Raw genomic sequence first — 18,661 nt, 5'->3', positions numbered from 1 at the left:
GGGGTCGGTCAGAAGTCGTAGCGCAGGGAGGCGCTGATCGATCTGCCGTTCAGCACTTCGGCGCCGTAGAGGCTCTGACCCTGAAACTCCACGATGCCCCCTTCGCCGAAGCTGGCCACGTACTCGTCGGTCAGGTTGTTGGCGTTCAGGGAGAGGGAGAACTTGTCGGTGACGAAGAACGTGGCGTAGGCGTGGATCAGCGTGTACGCGTCCTGCTGGATCGTCTCCGTGTCACCGATGAAGAAGTCACCGCTGCCGACGAAGGTGAGGCCGCCGGAGAAGCGGTCGTTGTTGTAGCCGGCGTTCACCGTGTAGATGTAGTCGGCCTGGCGATTCGGGCGGTTACCGATGTTCTCGGGCGCCGTGTCGCTGTCGACGATCTCCGCGTCGGTCCAGGTGAAGTTGGCGTTAACGTCGAGCACGTCAGCGATGCTGAACACCGTTTCGATCTCCGCACCGTTGGCCTCGTACTCCTGCACGAAGACGTTGCCCGTGGTGACCTCGGATTGGGTCTCCTGGGTCTCGGCGCGGAAGAAGGTTACGAACAGATCGAATAGGTTGTGGTTCAGTTTGTAGCCGATTTCGTACTGGAGCACGTCGTCGATGCCGTCGCTGATGCCGGCGTTGGCAGCCAGTACGCGATCGGCGCCGCCGTCGAAGAGGCGGTCGGCCACGATCACACCGCCTTCGCTCACGCGGGCGAACACGGCCTGGTTATCGCCGATGTTGAAGTTGCCGCCGATGGACCAGGAGGTGTAGCCGGGGTCGTAGTCGTGCACCGTGCCGTTGCTCAGGTCCGAGACGCTGCAGACGTCGAGGGGATCGGTGGTGTCGCCGTCGCCGTTGTTGTCGCAGGGCAGGGTGTCGCCGAGGAAGCCGCCGGCGCCGGCGGCCACGCCGCGCACGTCCACCTCGTCACGGCGCACGCTGGCGTTGAAGCTGACGCGGTCGAGGTCCACGGTGAGGTCCAGGAAGGGGGCGATGGTGGTGTACTCGAGGTCGACCAGGCGCGTAAGCAGACCGCGGCTGAAGGTGCCGTTGGCGTCGGAGTACTCCACGCCCGTGTCGCCATCGGTGATCAGCAGCGGCACGGCGTTGTCGCCATCGAAGGTGGTGATGAAACGGTCCCAGTTGGGCCAGTTCTGGCGGATCTCCTGCTGGGAGTAGTAGAGGCCACCGGTCAGGGTCACGGCGTCCGTGGCAGCGAAGCTCGCGCGCAGGTCGTTGACGACGAAGTTGAGGCTCTCGTTGAGGAAGTCGAGCTCGAGGTACTGCAGGGCGAGGCCGTCGTAGGCGTCACCGGCGTTCGGTCCTGCGGCCAGCACGACGGAGGGGTTGTCGCAGTTGCAGATGGCTGCGGCCAGGTCCGTGGCCACGCCGAGATCGCCGGCGCCGAAGGGCAGGGCGGAGATCTGGCCGCCGCTCACGTCGGAGACGCGGAAGCGGTTGATCAGGGACAGGCGATCGGTGAAGTCCCAGGAGAACTCCACGCCCAAGGCATCCACGCGCGATTCGATCTGGTCGCGCGGGCGACGCACGATCGGCGTGCCATTGGCGTCGGTCACGCTCTTGCTGGTGCGGAAGATGGTGCCAGCCGACTGGCTGCTGCCGTCCCAATCGCCGAAGGGCTCGAAGCCGCCGCCCGGTTGGGCGATGGACGGGAAGTTGTGGTAGGTCGCCAGGTTTTCGTCGAGGTGCTTGAAGTAGAAGCGGATGTAACCCTGATCGAACTCGCGGGTGATGTTGGCCTTGATCTGGCCGCCGGTGGTGGCGTTGTATCCGACGTCGCGAACGCCTTCACCCTCGCGCCAGTAGCCGCCGACGAAGCCGTACCAGTTGTCCGAGATGCGCCCGCCGTAGCCGAAGTCAAAGCGCAGCTCGTCGTAGTCGAGGCCGAAGCTAAGGCCGGCGGAGCCGCCCTCGTCACGCCCCGTTCGGCTAATGTGGTTGATGATGCCGCCGGGCGCATCACTGGCGAGGGTGGAGGCGCTGCCGCCACGAATGGCCTCGATGCGCTCCAGGTTGAAGTCGGCGCGAACGAAGTTCGGAGTGTTGCCCACGATGATGTCGCCGAACTGCAGGATGGGCAGGCCGTCTTCCTGCAGCTGCACGTACTTGTAGCCGCCGGTGGCGAGCGGGATCCCGCGCACGGCGATGCTGCCGTTACCTTCACCGGTGGCAGGTTCGGAGCGGATACCGGGCAGGCTGCGATAGAGCTCGGCGATGCCGCGCGGCGAGTACTTGCCGATCTCATCGCCGTCGAGGCTGGAGATGGACACGCTCGTCTCGAGCTTGACGGCCTGACGCACCACACCGGTCACGATCACCTCTTCCAGGATCGATTCCGGCTCCTCCTCGCCGCCCTGCTGGGCCCCGGCGGGCGAGATCAGCAGTGCTGGCACCACGAGCGACCCGAGCAGTCGCCGACTTAGCTTGTTGAACATGAGTTCCCCCACTTGATTGCGGTCGACGCGCTGCGACCTGGTTGCCCTTGCAACTTCCCCCGGGCGGGAGAAATTGTTGCAATCTGCGCAACGATTGTCAAAAACTTATATAACTTACTGTTCTATATAACGCAATCGGTTGCGACATCGGCGAGTCGATGTGTTACCTTGAGGCCGGATCGTGGGGGTTGTTCGCCATCCGATTGGGGGCGCCACAGGGACGGGGAAAGGCTGACGGGGGAGCTATGGATTTCGCACTGCATACGATCGATCTGGTGATCATCGCCGTGTACTTCGTGTTCATGATCGGGGTGGGTCTCGCCTTCGCCGGCAAGAACGAGAACGCCCAGGACTACTTCCTGGCCGGTCGGCGCATGGTCTGGCCCCTCGTAGGCTTCTCCCTGTTCGCCTCGCAGATCTCGAGCACCACCCTGGTGGGCCTTGCGGGCGACGCCTACGCCACGGGCATCTCGGTCTACAACTACGAGTGGATGTCCGCCGTGCTAATGGCATTCTTCGCCGTGTTTTTGTTGCCGCAGTACCTGAAGTCCCAGGTCTACACGATGCCCGAGTACCTCGAGCGGCGCTTCGACGGTCGGGCGCGCACCTACTTCGCCCTGCTCACGCTGTTCTTGAATATCGTGCTGGACACGGCCGGCAGCCTGTACGCGGGGGCGCTCATCATGCAGCTGATCTGGCCGGACCTGCCGATCTGGCAGACGATTGCGGGCCTGGCCCTGGTGGCGGGGCTCTACACGATCGTGGGTGGCCTCTCGGCGGTAATGATCACGGACGTGATTCAGGCGGTGCTGCTGATCATCGGCTCGCTGCTGATCGCGACCTTCGCCTTCGCTGAGGCTGGGGGGTGGGAGAACATCACGGCGATGGTCGACCCTGAGCGCCTCAGCCTGATTCGACCCATGGACGACCCGAGCATGCCCTGGCTGGGGCTGGTGCTGGGGGTCCCCCTGCTTGGGTTCTACTTCTGGTGCACCAACCAGTTCATGGTGCAGCGGGTGTTAGGGGCCAAGGATGTGAACCACGGGCGTTGGGGAGCGCTGTTCGCGGGCCTTTTGAAGTTGCCCGTCCTATTCCTCATGGTGTTGCCGGGGACCGCGGCAATCGTGCTTTACCCGGAGCTAGAGCGACCCGATCTCGTGTTCCCGGTGCTGATGTTCGATCTGCTGCCGGTAGGCATTCTCGGCCTCGTGCTCGCCGGGTTCCTGGCTGCCTTGATGTCGCAGATCGACTCGACCCTGAACTCCGCCTCCACGCTAGTGACGATGGACTTCGTGCGCCGCTATCGACCAAACCTCTCAGGCGAGCAGCTGCTTAGAGTAGGCCGCTACGTGACCGTGCTCTTCATGCTCTTCGCCGTGCTGTGGGCGCCGCAGATCCAGAACTTCGGCTCCCTCTTCAAGTATCTGCAAAAGGTGCTCGCCTACGGGGTGCCGCCGGTAGTGTGTCTATTTCTGTTCGGCACCTTCTGGGCCCGCGCGAATGCGCAGGGGGCATTCGCGGCAATCGTCACAGGGCTGGTGAGTGCGGTCGTGCTGTTTGCGTTGAACGAGATTATGACGGTCACGAACATCCACTTCCTGCTCGTTGCGCCGATCATCTTCACGATCTGCTGCGTGCCCATGGTTTTCGTAAGCTTGGCAACGCAAGCCCCTTCGCCGGGGGCTATCCAGGACTACCTCTGGACGCGGAAGAAGTTCGCCGAGGAGTCCGCCTTACTCGCGGGCGTACCGTGGTATGCGAACTATCGCCTGCAGGCCGGCGCGATCGTGCTGATCTCGGCGGCGCTGGTGGTGTGGTTGTGGTGAGCGCCTCGCTCACCCCATGGCGCCGCAGGACTTGCGAATCACCAGTTCGGTCGGGAGCGTTTCTGACTCGGCGCTTTCCCCGGCGATCATGCTGAGGGCCTTATCCACCAGGAGTTGGCTGGCGCGCGAGATGTCCTGACGGATGGTGGTGAGCGCTGGGCTGAAGTAGCTGGCGAGGGTGATGTCGTCGTAGCCCACCACGGCGACGTCGGACGGCACGTTCGCGCCATGGTCGTGCAGGGCAGAGATGGCACTCATCGCGAGCAGGTCAGTGGTGCCGAAGAGGGCATCGAACGGAGGGCCGTCCTCGATGTGACGGCTCACCGCGGCGTGCCCAGCCAGGCGATCGTAGGCCGTCGGGATCACTAGCGATTCGTCGAAGGGCACGCCGGCACGTTCGAGCGCCGAGCGATAGCCGTCGAAGCGTAGGTTGGGCTCGGCGTCCTTGCAGTCGCCGAGGAAGGCGATGCGGCGCCGGCCGAGCTTCAGCAGGTGTTCGGTGGCACGGCGGGCGCCAGCCACGTTGTCACCGCCCACCGTGCAATACAGCTGATCATCGAATTGAGCGCCCCACACTACGAGCGGCACCTTGCTCTGGGCCATCTCGTTCAGATCGTTGTGGAAGCGGCGCTGGCCGATCACGATCAGCCCTTCCACGTTGCGCGTGTCGAAGGCGTCGCGAATCATCTCGGGAGAGGAGAGGGCGATCTTCGAGAGCAGCATGTTGTAGTTGCGCTCGCTGAGCGTGTCGGCCAGCGAGGCGGTCAGCTCCATCACGAACGGGTCGGTGAACATCGGCAGGCCGGCGGCGCCGAGGGGCACCATGACCTTGACGGTGCGGGTCTGGCGCAGGCGGAAATCGCGGGCTGCCACGTTTAGGCGGTAGTTGTATTCGCTGGCGATCTGGCGGATGCGCGCCTTCGTTGACGCCGACACCTGGTCGCTGTCGGCGAGGGCGCGCGAGACGGTGGACTTGGCGACCCCCGCCATCTTGGCGATGTCCTCCATCCGCATGTCGGACGCCTGGGTCTTTCTGGGTCTGCGCGCCATTCGCTATACGTCTCTGCCTGGCCTGTCGGTGCCCTGCGGAACGAGGCATGCGCCTGACGCGCTGCCGGGCCGGGTCAAGGGTGTCGTGTGAGGAGTGTAGCGGTCAGCTGAGTTGTGCGACAGTGCTATGGGGCGCCCGGCGCGTGCGCGCCGCTTTTCACGCGAGATCCCATTGAACGTAAGGGTATCGCCGAGGCGGCGGGCGCGTGGGTCGCCGCCTCGTGAACAGCGACCCAACAGGAGTGGCGGCTCCTACCAGATGGACACGCGCGCATCCGGCGCCAGGTAGAGATCGTCTTCTTCGCTCACCTCGAAGGCCCGGTACCACGCATCCACATTTCTCACCACGCCATTGATGCGGTACGCGGCAGGACTGTGCGGATCCGTTAGCAATTGCTCACGCAACGCGTCTTCGCGCATCAGGCCTCGCCACACCTGGGCCCAACCGAGAAAGAAGCGCTGCTCGCCCGTGTACCCGTCCAGCACGGGCAGTTCGCCGTGCTCCGCCACGTAGCGCTGGTAGGCCGCGTAGGCCATCTCGACGCCGCCGAGATCACCGATGTTCTCGCCTAAGGTGAGGCGGCCGTTGACATTCATGTCCTCGATCGGTGAGTACTCGTCGTACTGGGCGACCAGGGCATCGGAACGTGTCTTGAAGCGGGCGTCGGCGGCGAGGGTCCACCAGTCGCGGATGCGGCCTACCTCATCGAAGCGTCGGCCCTGGTCGTCGAAGCCGTGGCCGATCTCGTGGCCGATCACCGCGCCGATGGCGCCGTAGTTCACCGCGGGGTCGGCGTTCGGATCGAAGAACGGCGCCTGCAGAATGCCGGCGGGGAACGTGATCTGGTTCAGGAGCGGATTATAGGAGGCGTTGACCGTCTGAGGTGGGTAGGGCCAGATCTCGCGATCCACGGCGCCGCCTAAGCGGTCCACCTGTTGCTTCCACGCAAAGTCGTCGATGCGACGGGCGTTGCCCAGCATGTCGCCAGCGACGATTTCGAGGTCACTGTAGTCGGTCCACTTCGTGGTATAGCCGATGCGCGGCTCGAAGGTACCGAGCTTGACCAGGGCGGCGTCGCGGGTCTCATCGTCCATCCATTCGTTCTCGCCCAGGCGTTCCTGTAAGGCAGCGACGAGGTTGGCGACAAGCTCGTCCATCTGTTCCTTGGCTTCGCGCGGGAAGTGGCGATCGATGTAGAGCTTGCCGACGGCCTCCCCGAGGTTGGCGTTGACCAGATCGGCGCCGCGCTTCCAGCGATCGCGCTGGGCTTCGATGCCGTTCAGCGTCTTGGCGTAGAAGTCGAAGTGGGCCTGGTCGAAGTTGCTGCTCAGAAGCCGGGCGTTGGTGCGGATGAAGTGGAAGGCGAGGTACTGCTTCCATGTCTCTAGGGGCACCGAAGAAAAGAGTTCGGCGGCGGCGGTCATTGCGCTTGGCTGAGCGACCACTACCGGTTCCACACCGCCCAACCCTAAGGTGTCGAACACCACGCCCCAGGTGATCTGCGGGGCCAGTTCGGTCATCTCGGCCACGGTCATGGGGTTGTAGATCTTTTGGATGTCGCGGCTCTCAGCGCGCGACCATTGGGATTCTGCAAGGCGAGTTTCCAACGCGATGATGGCATCGGCGCGGGCGGCGGGCTGTTCGAGGCCGGCGAGCTCCTGGACCTTGATCATGTAGTCGCGATAAGCAGCCCGGAAGGTGACGAAACGCTCGTCATCGAGCAGGTAGTAGTCGCGATCGGGGAGGCCGAGGCCGGCCTGGCTGGCGAACACGGAGTAGCGCGTCGTGTCAGCCGGGTCAGGAATGATGCCGACGCCGAAGGGCGCGGTGGCGTGGATGTCCGACATGGCCACGAGCAGGGCGTCCTTGTCGGCGATGGCGTCGATGGCCTCCAAATGCGGGCGCAGCGGGTCGGCGCCGAGGCTGTCGATCTGCTCGACGTTCATCCATGTGGCGAAGTAGTCGCCCACCTTCTGCTCCAGGGAGCCCGCGCTGGCGGAGCTTTCGGCGAGGTCCGTGAGGATGGCGTGTACCTGTTCGGTAGAGCGCTCGCGCAAGGCGTCAAAGATCCCCCAGCGGGCGCGATCGGCGGGGATTTCGAAGGTGTCTAGCCAGTGCCCGTTCACGTACAGGTTGAAGTCATTGCCCGGGTGCTGCGCCGTGTCGCGAGCGGTGAGGTCGACGCCCCAGGCGCCCAGCTCAGCCGCAGGCGCAGCTGGTGCGGACGCGACCTCGGTCGCGCCGCCGTCGGCGGGTTCGATGGGGGCAGGCTCGGGATCGCTCGCCCCGCAGGCGACGAGGAGGGCTGCGAAGGCGGGCAGCAGTGCTAGGGCACTGCGGCGCGGTAGGGTCGAGGTGCGGGGACGCAGGGCGGTAGTCACAGAAGACCTCACGGGCACTCAATGTAGGGTGGTGGGCGGCGCTGGAACCGCCCTTGGCAGACGCGCACCCTACCTGATGCGCCAGCCGATTGCTGAGTCGCGTGCGTGCCGCGCGCAGCCGTCAGGCAGTTGAGAACGCATCGGCCGGTGCCGCCGGCTAGGGGCACGCGCGCTCACATGCGGCTTTCCTCAGGGGGATCGGACTCGATCTCCGACAGATTATCCAAGGTCCAGGGCATCAGCTCCGACACGGTCGGGTGCACCAGCACGGTCTTGCGGAAGGTGCGGCAGGGCAGGCGACTGGCGATCAGCGTGGCGAACATGTTGATCACCTCATCGCCGTGAACCCCCAGGATGGAGGCGCCGAGGATCAGGTCCGCGTCCGCATCCACCAGCACCTTGACGAAGCCGTCGGTCTCGCTCATCTCGCGCGCCCGGCTGATGTTGCGCATGGGCCGTGTGGCCTTCAACACGCGATGGCCTTGGCTGAGTGCTTCCTTCTCGGTGAGGCCAACGCGGCCGAGCGGTGGGTCAGTGAACAAGGCATAGGTGATCACGCGACTCGACAGGCGTCGATCGCCCCGCTCGAACAGGTGATCGAGGGCGATCTCCGCATCGTTGACGGAGGTGTGGGTGAACGCGCCATGACCGTTGACATCGCCTAGGGCGAAGATCCCCTCCGCCTGCGTGCGCAGGCAGTCGTCCACCTCGATGTAACCGTGCGCATCGACGGTCACGCCCGTCGCGTCGAGCTCAAGTTGATCCGTATTGGGCGCGCGCCCCGTGGCGATGAGCAGGTGCGAGCCGACGGCGGTGGCGGGTCGATCGCCCTCGCGGTACTGCAGGGTCACGCCCCGATCGGTGATCGGGGAGACCGCGTTGGCCCTGGCGTTGAGGTGAATCCGTATCCCCTCTTCCGTGAGGATCTGCTGCAGGGCCTCGGCCACATCTGCGTCTTCCCGCGGCATCAGCTGATCACCGCTCGCAATCACGGTTACCTTCGCCCCCAAGCGGTGGTAGACCTGCGCGAACTCCAGCCCGATGTAGCCGCCGCCAAGCACTAGCAAGTGTTCCGGTACGGCCTCGAGATCCAATAGGCGCGCGCTGTCGAGCCAAGGGACGATGTCCAGGCCTTCCAGCGTCGGTGTGCGGGGGCGGGTGCCGGTGTTGATGAAGATGGTAGGTGCGGTGAGCCGGCGATCGCCCACGCGCAGGGTCTTCGGGCCCTCGAAGCGGCCCCAGCCGCGCACCAGGCTGACCTGGTCGCTGCCCTCCATCCACTCGGTCAGGCCGTCTCGACTCGCGAAGCGGATCCGATCCATGCGCGCCTTCACCACCTCGTAGTCGACGGAGACGGGACCGCTGCTGACGCCGAAGTCGTCGCTGCGCCGGGCCTGGTGCGCCACCTTGGCGCTGGCGACGAGGGCTTTGGTGGGGGTGCAGCCGTAGTTCACGCAGCTGCCGCCCACCTGGTTCCCCTCCACCACGGCGACCCGGGCGCCGCGCGGGAGCAGGTCGCCGAGCAGGGTGCCGGTGGCCTGGCCGCTGCCGAGGATCAGGTAGTCGAAGGTTTCCATCGCGGTCTCCGGGGTGGGAATGGTAACGATGCGCAGGCTCAAGCCTAGTGGAGCTGCCCTTGGAAGTTGAGGGGGCGGCGGAAGTTTCTTTCGTCACGAGCGTTATGATGTGTGCTTCCCAGGAAGCCCGAGTCGTTTACCCGCATGGAACAGGCGCTGGAATCGTCCACCATCGATGCGTTTCGCGAGGATGGCGTCGTGGTGTTGCGCAACGCCGTGGACGCGTGCTGGCTCGCCTCCCTGGCCGCTGCCATCGAGCGCGACATCGAATCGCCCGGGCCTTGCTATCACGGCTATCAGGTATCGTCGGGGCAGGGCCGCTTCCACGGCAATATGCGACTGTGGGAGCACGACGATGCCCTCGCCACCTTCTGTCGCGACTCGTGCCTGCCTGCGCTGGCGGTGCAACTGCTGGGCGTGGCGGAGCTTCGCCTCTACTACGATCAACTCTTCGTGAAGGAGCCGGGTGCCGACGCGCCCACGCGGTGGCATAACGATCAGCCCTATTGGCCGATGCGCGGGGCGCACGTGTTGTCCCTCTGGCTCACCCTCGATCCGGTGACGCCGGCGACGGGAGGCCTTCGCTTCGTGAGGGGCTCGCACCGTTGGCAGCGCTGGTTCCAACCCGAGCCCTTCGCCCCGGGCGGCTCCGCCTACGCGCGCAACCCGGACTACGTACCGATGCCTGACATCGAGGCGATGGTACCGGTGCAGGACCTCATCGCGTGGGACATGGCCCCCGGCGACCTCGTCGCGTTCCACGCCCTCACCGTTCACGGCGCGCGGGCCAACCAGGGCGAGGCCCGCCGTCGCGGCTACGCCGTGCGCTACTGCGCGTCAGACTGCACCTACTACGACGGGCCGGGCACCAGCCCCTACCTGCAAGACGCGGCCCTCAGCGACGGCGCCGCTCTGCGCGGTGTTCGCTACCCGATCGTCTGGCCGCGCCCCAAGGGCCCTTAGGGGGCGGGCCCCTCGCGTCGGGGTCTTGCCCCGCCACTACGCCGCTCGGCGCCTGGTACACCGACGGCGCCGTCTGCGGTGCCACTGATGAAGGTGATCGCCGCGGTCGAGGAGCTCACCATGATCGAGCGAATCCTGACGCACTTGGGGGAGCGCGGGGCCGTGCCGGCGCGGCCGTCGGGACCGACGTTGTAGACATGTTCGATGATCGGCGCCCGGTTCGCCCATGCGAAAAAGTAATTGCAGAAGATGTACTGCTCGTTGAGTACACGCTCACCAGCTAGCGATCCGGATAGTGTTCTTCCATTCACCGCAGTGCGCGGTGCGTAAGTCCATTCGACCGCCCGCTCTCCTACGAGGAAGGAGAGATCCAACGTCGATCTGGCGCTTTGCTCAGCGTGGCCTGGGTTTTCAATGACCAGGAGGAAGGTTAAGTGTAAGGGTAGTCCTCGAGAGGACGTGCCATGGTCTCTTCACCCCAGCGCTCTGCTCCTTCGGCCATAGGAGTTGCTCGCTCGAGAGTTAGGTACATCTGGTTCGAACAGAAGACATGTCAGGTCCTCACTCCCGTTCGAGACGATTAACGGCTTGGCGCGGTCTGCCGTACCATGGGTTTAGAGACTCGGCTGTCTGATACGCCTCCAGTGCCCCAGCCTCATCGCCACTCGCCTCGCGCGCGCGTGCCACGTGGATCCATAGTGGCGCGTGACGTGGGCTCATCAGTGCGCAGGATTCGTACAGCTCGCCCGCCAGAGCACGGCGGCCACCGTAGTAGTGCCGATAGCCGAGGAAGATGCAGTTGTCCGGGTGGATCAGTGGATCTACAACGCCAGGCGCTCGATACGCATCGACCAATGCTCGAAGTGCGGCGGCGTCCCCCTCCGCGATATGCGCCTCCACGGCGTGGGTCTTGTCGTACAGCTCGTCCTGCTCCACCCGCAGAGCCGATTCGATGTTTGCCAGCTCGAGTTGACCGAGCCATGCCCCCGCTTTGGCGACACCCGCAATATCCTGTGTTGCCGAGATGTCGGCCAGCGGATCGCGCCGCAGAAGCACAAAGTCGGCGGCGTAACCTGCCTTGATCTCGCCCCAGGCAACATCCAGAACGCCGGAATCGTTGAGATAGACGCCAACGTTGATTGTCGCGGCCTGGAGCGCTTGCAACGGCGTAAGCCCCACCCGGACCAGGCTTAGCAGCTCCTGATGGACACTGTAGCCGGGAATGGCGCCGCCGAAGCTCGCGTCCGTGCCCAAGAGCAACGGGACCCCCTCGTCCTGTAGGACGTGAGTCAGGGCCCCAACGAACCCCGCCAGCGCCCTGACCTGTGCGACGTATTGCACCGGATTGCGGCGGTTCGAGTAGTAGCCTTGACGCTCGCCCCAGGATAGTTTCACCGCGGCTGGTACGAGCTGCATGGGTGCCTGGTCGAGATAGCCATCGAGATCGAGCACCTGCGGCGGAATGCTCTCCAGATAGTCGACCATTGGCGTTACGGTAGCACCGGCAACGCGAAGCAATCGGGCGAGCGCTGGCAGCCCCATCGGCACGTACCCACGGCTCTCGCTGTCGTAGTAAGGGAAGGCCAGTTCTTCGCCGTGTGCGATGTACCTGAGACCTGCTGCCAGGGACCCATCGATGCCGGCGAGGCGAGATACATGCCCTGTCGTGATCATACCGCGCGCCGTGGCGCTCGACACGACAGCGGCGAGCGCATCCTGCTCGATCCGTTGATACACCTTGATCGCGTCATAGCCTTGCGCTTGAATCCACGCGACGATCTCGTCGGCCGTGTCGGGAGTGACGGCAGTAAAGAGAGGATTGGTGGGTTCTAGACCATCGAGCGTCGGCCCGACACTGAAAATCCGTGGGCCGAGTACATCGCCCCTCGAAGTCGACGCCTTCATCCTCAGGTGCTCCGGGCGCCCAGACATATTGAAGACGGCCGTCACCCCGTAGCGAAGGTAGCTTTTCAGTTCCGCGTAGCTTTGCAAGTGGACGTGAACATCGCCCAAGGCGGGTATCAGATATCCCCCGGCGCCGTCGATGATCCGCTCAGCAACGTAGCTTGCAGCCGAAGCTTCGGGCACCACATCGAGAATGACCCCGTCGTCGACCACGAGCACATGGTGCTCGATGTGTTTTCCCGAGCGGACATCCACGATGGCGACATTCTCCACGACGAGCTCGACATCGATAGGCCCGCTGCTCGGGTTGAGGCAGAAGCTGGCTAGCGCCATCGAGCTCATAGAAAAGCCCCGCCTCATTTGTCTCGCCACCTCCGTTGTGAACGAATCGACGCTAACCTAATCCAACGACAGGAGCCTTAGGATCAGCTTGGGAATGCATTGGGGATGACCACTGAGCGCTTCCAACTTGCCAAGATCGATATCGATCCGTCGACCAATCGGCTAACGTGTGGCACCCGCTCTCTCTCGCTGGAGCCCCGTGCCATGCAGGTTCTGCATTTGCTGCTTCAGCGGCGCGGCACGGTGGTCAGCCGGCGCGAGATCTTTGACTTAGTCTGGCGTTCCGCCGAAGTGACCGATGACGCGTTAAACCGCACCGTATTCGATGTGCGAAAGGCGCTCAGGACGCTGCAACCTGGCCTCGAACCGATTGAGACCATTCGAAAGGTGGGGTACCGATTGGTCGATCCCCCGGCCGATCAGACTCGAGACGGCCCGCGGTTCCCTGGCATTGCGCTGCGGTTTGTAGGCGTCGGTCTACTCGCTGTGTTGTGGGTACTGGGGCGAACTGGACTCTCCGGTCCTCAAGCGACGTTGGTGGATATCCAGCCGTTCAGTACGCAGCAAAGCTTCGATACTCACCCCAGCTTCCACCCGGACGGCCGACGAGTGTTCTTTAGCTGCAGTACGGCGGACAGCGAGCAACCGGGCCTGTGTGTTCAGGACGTGGACAGCCTTACGTCCAACGTCCTGCTGTCCGCCGGCGGCGAGGGTGTCGCGGTACACCCGGACGGCAAACGGATCGCCTATCAGGCCACTGAAGGGACAGGCTGCGAAATTCGAGTCTTCCACTTAGAAGACCGATCCCACGATCTGCTGACGCCGTGCCATCGTCGCAACGACGGTAGCCTTGCCTGGTCCGTCGACGGTCGGCATCTGTTCTATTCGGACCTTGGCAGTCCGGGCGCAGGTCCCTTTGAGATCCGTTCTGTGCCTGCCGAGGGCGGCCCGATCTCCACCGTCACGCGGCCGCCTGTACACTCCGTTGGAGATCTGTTTCCGGCACTGGCCCCAGACGGTCGCACGCTTGCGTTTTTTCGCGCGGACCGGATATCCACCCTATCGACCTACGTCACCCCTGGGATCGGTCGTGTCTATGCCGCGCCCATCAACGGTGGCTATCGCGATGAGACGCGGATGTTAAGAACACTGACCGCCGAGCCGGCGGAAGTGACCGGTTTGGTTTGGGTCGGCACGGGCTCCAAAGCGGATCTGGTGTTCTTTTCCAACGCGAAGGGCAACGGCTATTCGCTGTGGCGCCTGCCGACCGGCCGTCAACCCCAGGTCACCCACCACGGCTTTTCCGGCATTGTGCGGCAACCTGCGGTATCGGCGAGTGGCGTCGTGATCGCTGAACAGTGGACCGCTGATGCTGATATCTACTCGCGGGCGCTGGCGGAAGCCACGGGCCCGGCGAACCGCTTGTTTTCTTCGAATCGGTACGATTTCGCTCCAGCGCCTGCGCCCGACGGTGCCTACCTGGCGTGGGTGTCGAGTCGTTCTGGTCCACCGTTGCTGTGGATCGGATCCCTCGACAGCGGCCGCGTTGTGAGGTCTGTGCAGTTGCCAAAGGGCGTCGCTGTGGAGTCGCCACGGTGGTCACCGGACTCGCGACAGATCGCGTTTGAAGTGCGCCGAAAAGGCACGAGTCAGATCGCCTTGTACACGTTGGGTACGGATTCAACGCAGTGGTTGACGGTGCCCGGAGACAATCGGACGCCTTCGTGGGCGCTCGACGGCAGATCGCTCTACTTCTCCTCGAATAGGAGCGGGGATTGGGAAGTGTGGCGCTACGGACTTGCCGATTCTGATACGACGCGGCTGACCTCAGGTGGCGCCTATGCTCAACGGGAGTACCGGACACGTGCAGACCGTGGCCTGATTTTCAGCCGCCGCGATCAACCCGGCTTGTGGAAACTGCCCTTTGGCGGAGTAGCGGAGCGCATCGTAGAGGATCTTTCATCGGAACACTGGGGCAACTGGACCGTGCACGACGATCAGATCTACTTCGCGCGGAATCAGCAAGGCGACGCCGAGGTGGTTGCGGTCGATATCGGTACGGGATCACGTCGCACCATCGTTGCACTCGATCAACCGGTCTTGCGTGAATCAACAAACCTGTCGATAGCGCCGGATGGAAAAACCCTATTCTACGCAAGTCGGAGCCAGCTCAGCGCCGATCTGATCCGCTTGCGCATCGATCCATAGCTCGCTTGCTTAGGTCGCTGCCCAATGAAATCTATAACTGGTCTGTTTCTGCTTTCGTGGGTCCTCACGCAAGCCGCTTCGATGTTCTTCCTGCAGGTGGGCGAGCGGCTTGCCGGTTGGACCCCGCTCAGGCGAGTCGCCGAGTCAGCACACCGCAAGAAGCTCGAGGCGCTTGACCGCACTTGGCCCCTGACGCGCGTTCGCGGCGCCATCGCCCGCCGCGATCTGCGCGAGTGCACACTCATCTTATCGGGTCTGATCATGGTCAAGTCTCTCGGGGCGCTGCTCTTCGGAATCGTCACCGTGTTCTGGCTTCCGCTAGCGAGTCTCTTCGTTCCGTCGATCGTGGCAGTCCACGACCCGCATGATTCGAAACTGCGCGAGTGGATCCATCGTGTTGCGGTCCGACAGGTGACGAGTCACGCCTTGGCGGCGGCCTTGGGGTTTGCGCTTTTCTACGTGGGGGCAATCGGCGGTGCAGGCCTTTCGGCGACCTTGGATTCAAACTTAGCCCTCCTCGCTGTTGTACTTTTGGCGTCAGGGGGATTCGCAGTGGCTGCGGGCCGTCTCGAAGCAGGTGGAGTGCTTGAACGAGGAATCTAGAAGACGCTGACCGGTGCTGTGGCACGGCGCGTGAGCAAGACCCTGCATACCAGCGGCCCCGAGCACGCGCTGTATCTCTAGCGGTGTTGTGCCTGGTGACTGTTTCGCCAGCCACTGCCAGGTGGGAAAAGGGGACGACCACGGACGAACTCTTATGGGAGAGGGCTACTGGGCCATCGTTGCAGCCAATTCCGTCGAGGGCCGCCAACACCAACCCTGTTGGTCTAGCGTTCTACTGCAAGGACAACGGCACGCAGGGTTGGCTTGAATGGGGGCACTACATGGGCGTTTCGGAGTACTACGGGCGCTGAGGTGAAGTTGCACGATCAATAGCCGTTTCGAGATGGTGTTGAGTATCTGGCTCATGGACACGCTGGAAAGGGACCCGCCTAGCTGCGCAGAAAACCCTACTTGTTCGCAAGAGAGCTGCAAACGGTGAAGCGCATGGCCGTTCGCGCTTTACCGCCTCAAGGCGGAGTGATCACAGCTCGGTTGAAATGACGGGAATGGAAGCGGCGTTCTCGCGGATCCGAAATAACTGCAACTGGTGACCCGCTAGAGTCAGGAAACGGGGTGAGACGCGCCACGGCGCACACGGCGTCCTCGCGCCGACCCGCACCATGCCACTTTGGCGTGAGGTGCTCCTCGGGGCCAGTAGCCAGTTGATCCCCAGCGCAGGTCAGCTTACGGTGCGAAAGGAGCCTCGGCCTCGGCCCCGCCCGGGGCTGCGCGCGCATGGGTCAATCGACTTACCGGAAGGGCATGAACACCTCTCTCACCGAGCTACCCTCCGATGCAGAGCCGGACTGGACGCTGATCGTCGACGGTACGCCCATGCGCTGCCGGATGGCGCGGCTTGAGTCTGTGTTCGGCGCATGGTCCTACGGGTGGCACCCAGGAGGCTACGATACCTGGTGGTTCGCGGAGCACGCCGGGGGCGGGGCGATCGTGCTGCCCTACGTAAAGGTTGAAGGTCGCTTGCTGGTCGGTCTCATAGCGGAGCAGCGCCCGAATGCCGGTAGCAAGGTGTGGGGCGCCATCGGTGGGTTCGTCGATGGGGACGAGAGTCACCTGCGCGCGGCCCAACGAGAAGCACTCGAAGAGGTGGGCCTGGCGAGTGAAACCGTGCACGCGTTACCCGGCACCCCAGCGCTAAGCAACCGCGCGTTCTTCGTCGCCGATCTCCCCGCGGGCAAAGGCGTGCACTTCTTTGCGGTGGCGGTTCCGCAAGCGCAGGTCGAGTTGGTCAGCGAGCGCGACACCACTGGCCGGAAGATGCACGACGACCTCCTCGCACCCAGTCCGTCAAGCCCCAAGGTTAGCGGTCGCTGGTGGACACCGCCGGGCGCCGAGATCGAGCAAATCCTCTTCCTTGACTGGGAGGATGCTGTGGTCGCTTCAGCCGACGCCTTGGCTCTAGCGGGCTTGGCGCGCCTGAAGGCATGGACGGAACGCTCAGGATAGGGCAGCTCCCGTAGCCGCTACGCCCATCACCTCGTCACCCAACGTCGCAATTGCGCCATTGTCAGATAGCGCTACGCCTCCCACATCCGCACCCTCTTCGAGGTGCACATGGGTGTTAGAGAGTTGTATTCGCACCCAGCTCGCGAGCTCTCTCAGCGCATCACCCTGCCGCCTGATATCGCCTTTGCGGCGAGCCGCCACCAGCCTCTCGTAGCGCTCTCCCCAGTCAGGTTCCGCCACTATCTCAAACAGGGTGCTCCAAGACAGGCTGCCCGCGGGCGATTCGCTGTCAGTCGCCTCAGCGGCGCCGAACACTTCCCTGTGGAACGCCTCGCTTTCTTCCGCAGCGCGCTGCTCGGCGAGCCAGCGTGCCAGTGTCGTCAGCTCATCAGACTCATCATCCGCTTCGCTAGAGGGCGTGGGGTCGGTGAGCACGAAAGAGCGCGCCATGAACTCGGGCGACGCCGCGTGGAGAACGCTCTCCGCGATGGTGCGGTTGTAGGCGAGATCCACCAAGTCCTTGAGCGATTCCACCGGCATGGTTGGATCTTCTGCGCCGAACTGATCGGCGAGGGCGTACATTTCCGATCGCGTCTCCTTCCCTCTTGCGACCAGCAAACTGAGCCCGCGAACAAGCGGTCCCTCCTTCTTCTCGATGACCGTACGCTCGCGCAGGTGCTGGAGTCGGTCGAGGAGGTCCAGGGACGGGCGTTGTGCAAGCTCGCGGCCAGAGAACCACGTCAGGAACTCGGCAGCTTCCAGGAACCGTGGATACTCTGCCAGCCGTTCCACCTCGGCGAGCGATAAGGCCCTTCCATTGCCAATGCGATGCTCAGCGTGTTCGTACCACGCCGACGACTCGAAGTGCTCCGTCGCTAGGCGCTCGCGTGCCCGATCTGTGAGGTGAGGCGAACGCGCGTTGTAGTGTATCCACTCGAAGGGTGGAAATGGTGGAACACGGCGCACTGCCGCTGCAGACCAGCCCTTCGCAGCCTCGCTCACGCACTGAATCGCACCCAGCGAATCGAACGCCTGAGCTTCCGGCAGAACCGCGGTGTACCCGAGCAAATAGCCAAGCTTCACTCGCGCGCTAACAAAGGGCAGCTGGTTGGTGCTGCCGCGCTGGGTACGAACCGAGTCTAGGGCGGAGTGGAATTGGAAAGACCGAGGAAGTGGTGTTGCCGGCTTGCCCACAGGTTTTGGACGCACTTGGTCGATTCGGCGCCTAAGGTCGTTGGCCGCGTGCCGGAGCACTTCCGGCAGTGAGCGCTGCAATCCCACCCGATACAGCCATGGCACCTCCTCCCACAGGAGCCACCGGTGCAGATGATCCAGCTTGAGCTGCTCCATTACGCCGTCGCCCGTGCCGGGCAGGCGAATGATGAGCACGCGCTGTTCCGCCCGCGTACGCTTGCGCTCCAGCTGTGCGCGCTGGAACAGGGCGAGTTCCTTCGGGCACCACGCAGACTTCACGTAGGCGGGACTGATGCAGGCAATGAATATGTCTGCGGAGCGTACCCTGCGATCCAGTTTTTCCGGGAAGTGATCGCCAGCGTGCAGGTTACCGTAGTCGACGAACACCTCTGCGGGGTGCGTTGTGTTGACTTCCTCGATGAGGCGAATGGCCGTCTTGGTAAGGCTCCCAAATGCACGCCTGTCGTCTATGCGGGCGTAACTCAAGAAGACTTGGGCAGGGCGCATAGTATCTCCAGTAGCTAGTGTGCTGTCCCAGAAGTTCGTTGAAAAATACGCGGGTACTTTTGCCCCTGAGTACGTTGCTCCCGTGTTTGGTGTGCCCCCGTACACCACGGTGAGCGCCGGTGGGCGGGCTCTCCGATGACGTCGGCGCGGCACGGCAGCGTCTGAAGGAGTGCGAGGACCAGGACGTGACGTCCCA

11 protein-coding genes are annotated in these 18,661 nt (G+C 63.7%); 5 read left to right on the top strand and 6 right to left on the bottom strand.

The features are described 5' to 3' along the window. Positions 1-8 precede the first annotated feature (8 nt). On the bottom strand, positions 9-2,444 hold the full coding sequence (locus tag AAGA68_13130) for a TonB-dependent receptor (GenBank protein MEM9386001.1): 2,436 nt from the start codon (positions 2,442-2,444) through the stop codon (positions 9-11). 245 nt (positions 2,445-2,689) lie between these two features. Between AAGA68_13130 and AAGA68_13125 the strand changes: the two genes are divergently transcribed. After that, positions 2,690-4,270, top strand: coding sequence for a sodium:solute symporter (locus tag AAGA68_13125; protein ID MEM9386000.1), 1,581 nt, complete (start codon positions 2,690-2,692; stop codon positions 4,268-4,270). A 9-nt stretch (positions 4,271-4,279) separates the two neighbouring features. On the opposite strand, the gene AAGA68_13120 is transcribed toward AAGA68_13125, so the two are convergent. The 3 genes from AAGA68_13120 to AAGA68_13110 all read right to left on the bottom strand — a co-directional run bounded on the left by AAGA68_13120 (position 4,280) and on the right by AAGA68_13110 (position 9,279). Further along, positions 4,280-5,320, bottom strand: a complete 1,041-nt coding sequence (locus AAGA68_13120; protein ID MEM9385999.1) for a LacI family DNA-binding transcriptional regulator — start codon at positions 5,318-5,320, stop codon at positions 4,280-4,282. Positions 5,321-5,572: 252 nt separating this feature from the next. Further along, a complete protein-coding gene (locus AAGA68_13115; protein ID MEM9385998.1) occupies positions 5,573-7,702 on the bottom strand; it encodes a M13 family metallopeptidase in 2,130 nt (709 codons plus the stop codon). A 173-nt stretch (positions 7,703-7,875) separates the two neighbouring features. Beyond that, on the bottom strand, positions 7,876-9,279 hold the full coding sequence (locus AAGA68_13110) for a mercuric reductase (protein MEM9385997.1): 1,404 nt from the start codon (positions 9,277-9,279) through the stop codon (positions 7,876-7,878). Positions 9,280-9,423: 144 nt separating this feature from the next. Between AAGA68_13110 and AAGA68_13105 the strand changes: the two genes are divergently transcribed. Continuing rightward, entirely contained in the window at positions 9,424-10,242 is an 819-nt protein-coding gene (locus AAGA68_13105) for a phytanoyl-CoA dioxygenase family protein (GenBank protein ID MEM9385996.1), read from the top strand. 561 nt (positions 10,243-10,803) lie between these two features. On the opposite strand, the gene AAGA68_13100 is transcribed toward AAGA68_13105, so the two are convergent. Then, the gene (locus AAGA68_13100) at positions 10,804-12,480 is read right to left on the bottom strand and encodes an amidohydrolase family protein (protein MEM9385995.1); all 1,677 of its coding nucleotides are present in this window, start codon (positions 12,478-12,480) and stop codon (positions 10,804-10,806) included. A 114-nt stretch (positions 12,481-12,594) separates the two neighbouring features. Here AAGA68_13100 and AAGA68_13095 point away from each other — a divergent pair, with 114 nt between their 5' ends. The 3 genes from AAGA68_13095 (at position 12,595) to AAGA68_13085 (ending at position 16,764) form a co-directional block, all read left to right on the top strand. Further along, positions 12,595-14,697: a winged helix-turn-helix domain-containing protein gene (locus AAGA68_13095; protein MEM9385994.1), complete on the top strand. Its 2,103-nt coding sequence runs from the start codon at positions 12,595-12,597 to the stop codon at positions 14,695-14,697. Positions 14,698-14,721: 24 nt separating this feature from the next. Beyond that, entirely contained in the window at positions 14,722-15,300 is a 579-nt protein-coding gene (locus AAGA68_13090; GenBank protein MEM9385993.1) for a hypothetical protein, read from the top strand. Positions 15,301-16,062: 762 nt separating this feature from the next. After that, on the top strand, positions 16,063-16,764 hold the full coding sequence (locus tag AAGA68_13085; protein MEM9385992.1) for an NUDIX domain-containing protein: 702 nt from the start codon (positions 16,063-16,065) through the stop codon (positions 16,762-16,764). Here the strand turns inward: AAGA68_13085 and AAGA68_13080 are convergent. Further along, the gene (locus AAGA68_13080) at positions 16,756-18,465 is read right to left on the bottom strand and encodes a toll/interleukin-1 receptor domain-containing protein (protein ID MEM9385991.1); all 1,710 of its coding nucleotides are present in this window, start codon (positions 18,463-18,465) and stop codon (positions 16,756-16,758) included. The two genes, AAGA68_13085 and AAGA68_13080, sit on opposite strands and share 9 nt — an antisense overlap. Positions 18,466-18,661 lie beyond the last annotated feature (196 nt).

It is taken from the genome of Pseudomonadota bacterium (assembly GCA_039193195.1).
Taxonomy (GTDB): domain Bacteria; phylum Pseudomonadota; class Gammaproteobacteria; order Steroidobacterales; family JBCBZW01; genus JBCBZW01.
Note: the sequence above shows the minus strand (reverse complement) of the source record. Positions and strands in the feature narration are given on the sequence as shown.

Excerpts from the sequence above, each read along its gene's own strand:
- AAGA68_13085 (MEM9385992.1), top strand. The coding sequence starts at position 16,063 with ATGAACACCTCTCTCACCGAGCTACCCTCCGATGCAGAGCCGGACTGG.
- AAGA68_13080 (MEM9385991.1), bottom strand. The coding sequence starts at position 18,465 with ATGCGCCCTGCCCAAGTCTTCTTGAGTTACGCCCGCATAGACGACAGG.
- AAGA68_13130 (MEM9386001.1), bottom strand. The coding sequence starts at position 2,444 with ATGTTCAACAAGCTAAGTCGGCGACTGCTCGGGTCGCTCGTGGTGCCA.
- AAGA68_13090 (MEM9385993.1), top strand. The coding sequence starts at position 14,722 with ATGAAATCTATAACTGGTCTGTTTCTGCTTTCGTGGGTCCTCACGCAA.
- AAGA68_13120 (MEM9385999.1), bottom strand. The coding sequence starts at position 5,320 with ATGGCGCGCAGACCCAGAAAGACCCAGGCGTCCGACATGCGGATGGAG.
- AAGA68_13100 (MEM9385995.1), bottom strand. The coding sequence starts at position 12,480 with ATGGCGCTAGCCAGCTTCTGCCTCAACCCGAGCAGCGGGCCTATCGAT.
- AAGA68_13095 (MEM9385994.1), top strand. The coding sequence starts at position 12,595 with ATGACCACTGAGCGCTTCCAACTTGCCAAGATCGATATCGATCCGTCG.
- AAGA68_13105 (MEM9385996.1), top strand. The coding sequence starts at position 9,424 with ATGGAACAGGCGCTGGAATCGTCCACCATCGATGCGTTTCGCGAGGAT.
- AAGA68_13110 (MEM9385997.1), bottom strand. The coding sequence starts at position 9,279 with ATGGAAACCTTCGACTACCTGATCCTCGGCAGCGGCCAGGCCACCGGC.
- AAGA68_13125 (MEM9386000.1), top strand. The coding sequence starts at position 2,690 with ATGGATTTCGCACTGCATACGATCGATCTGGTGATCATCGCCGTGTAC.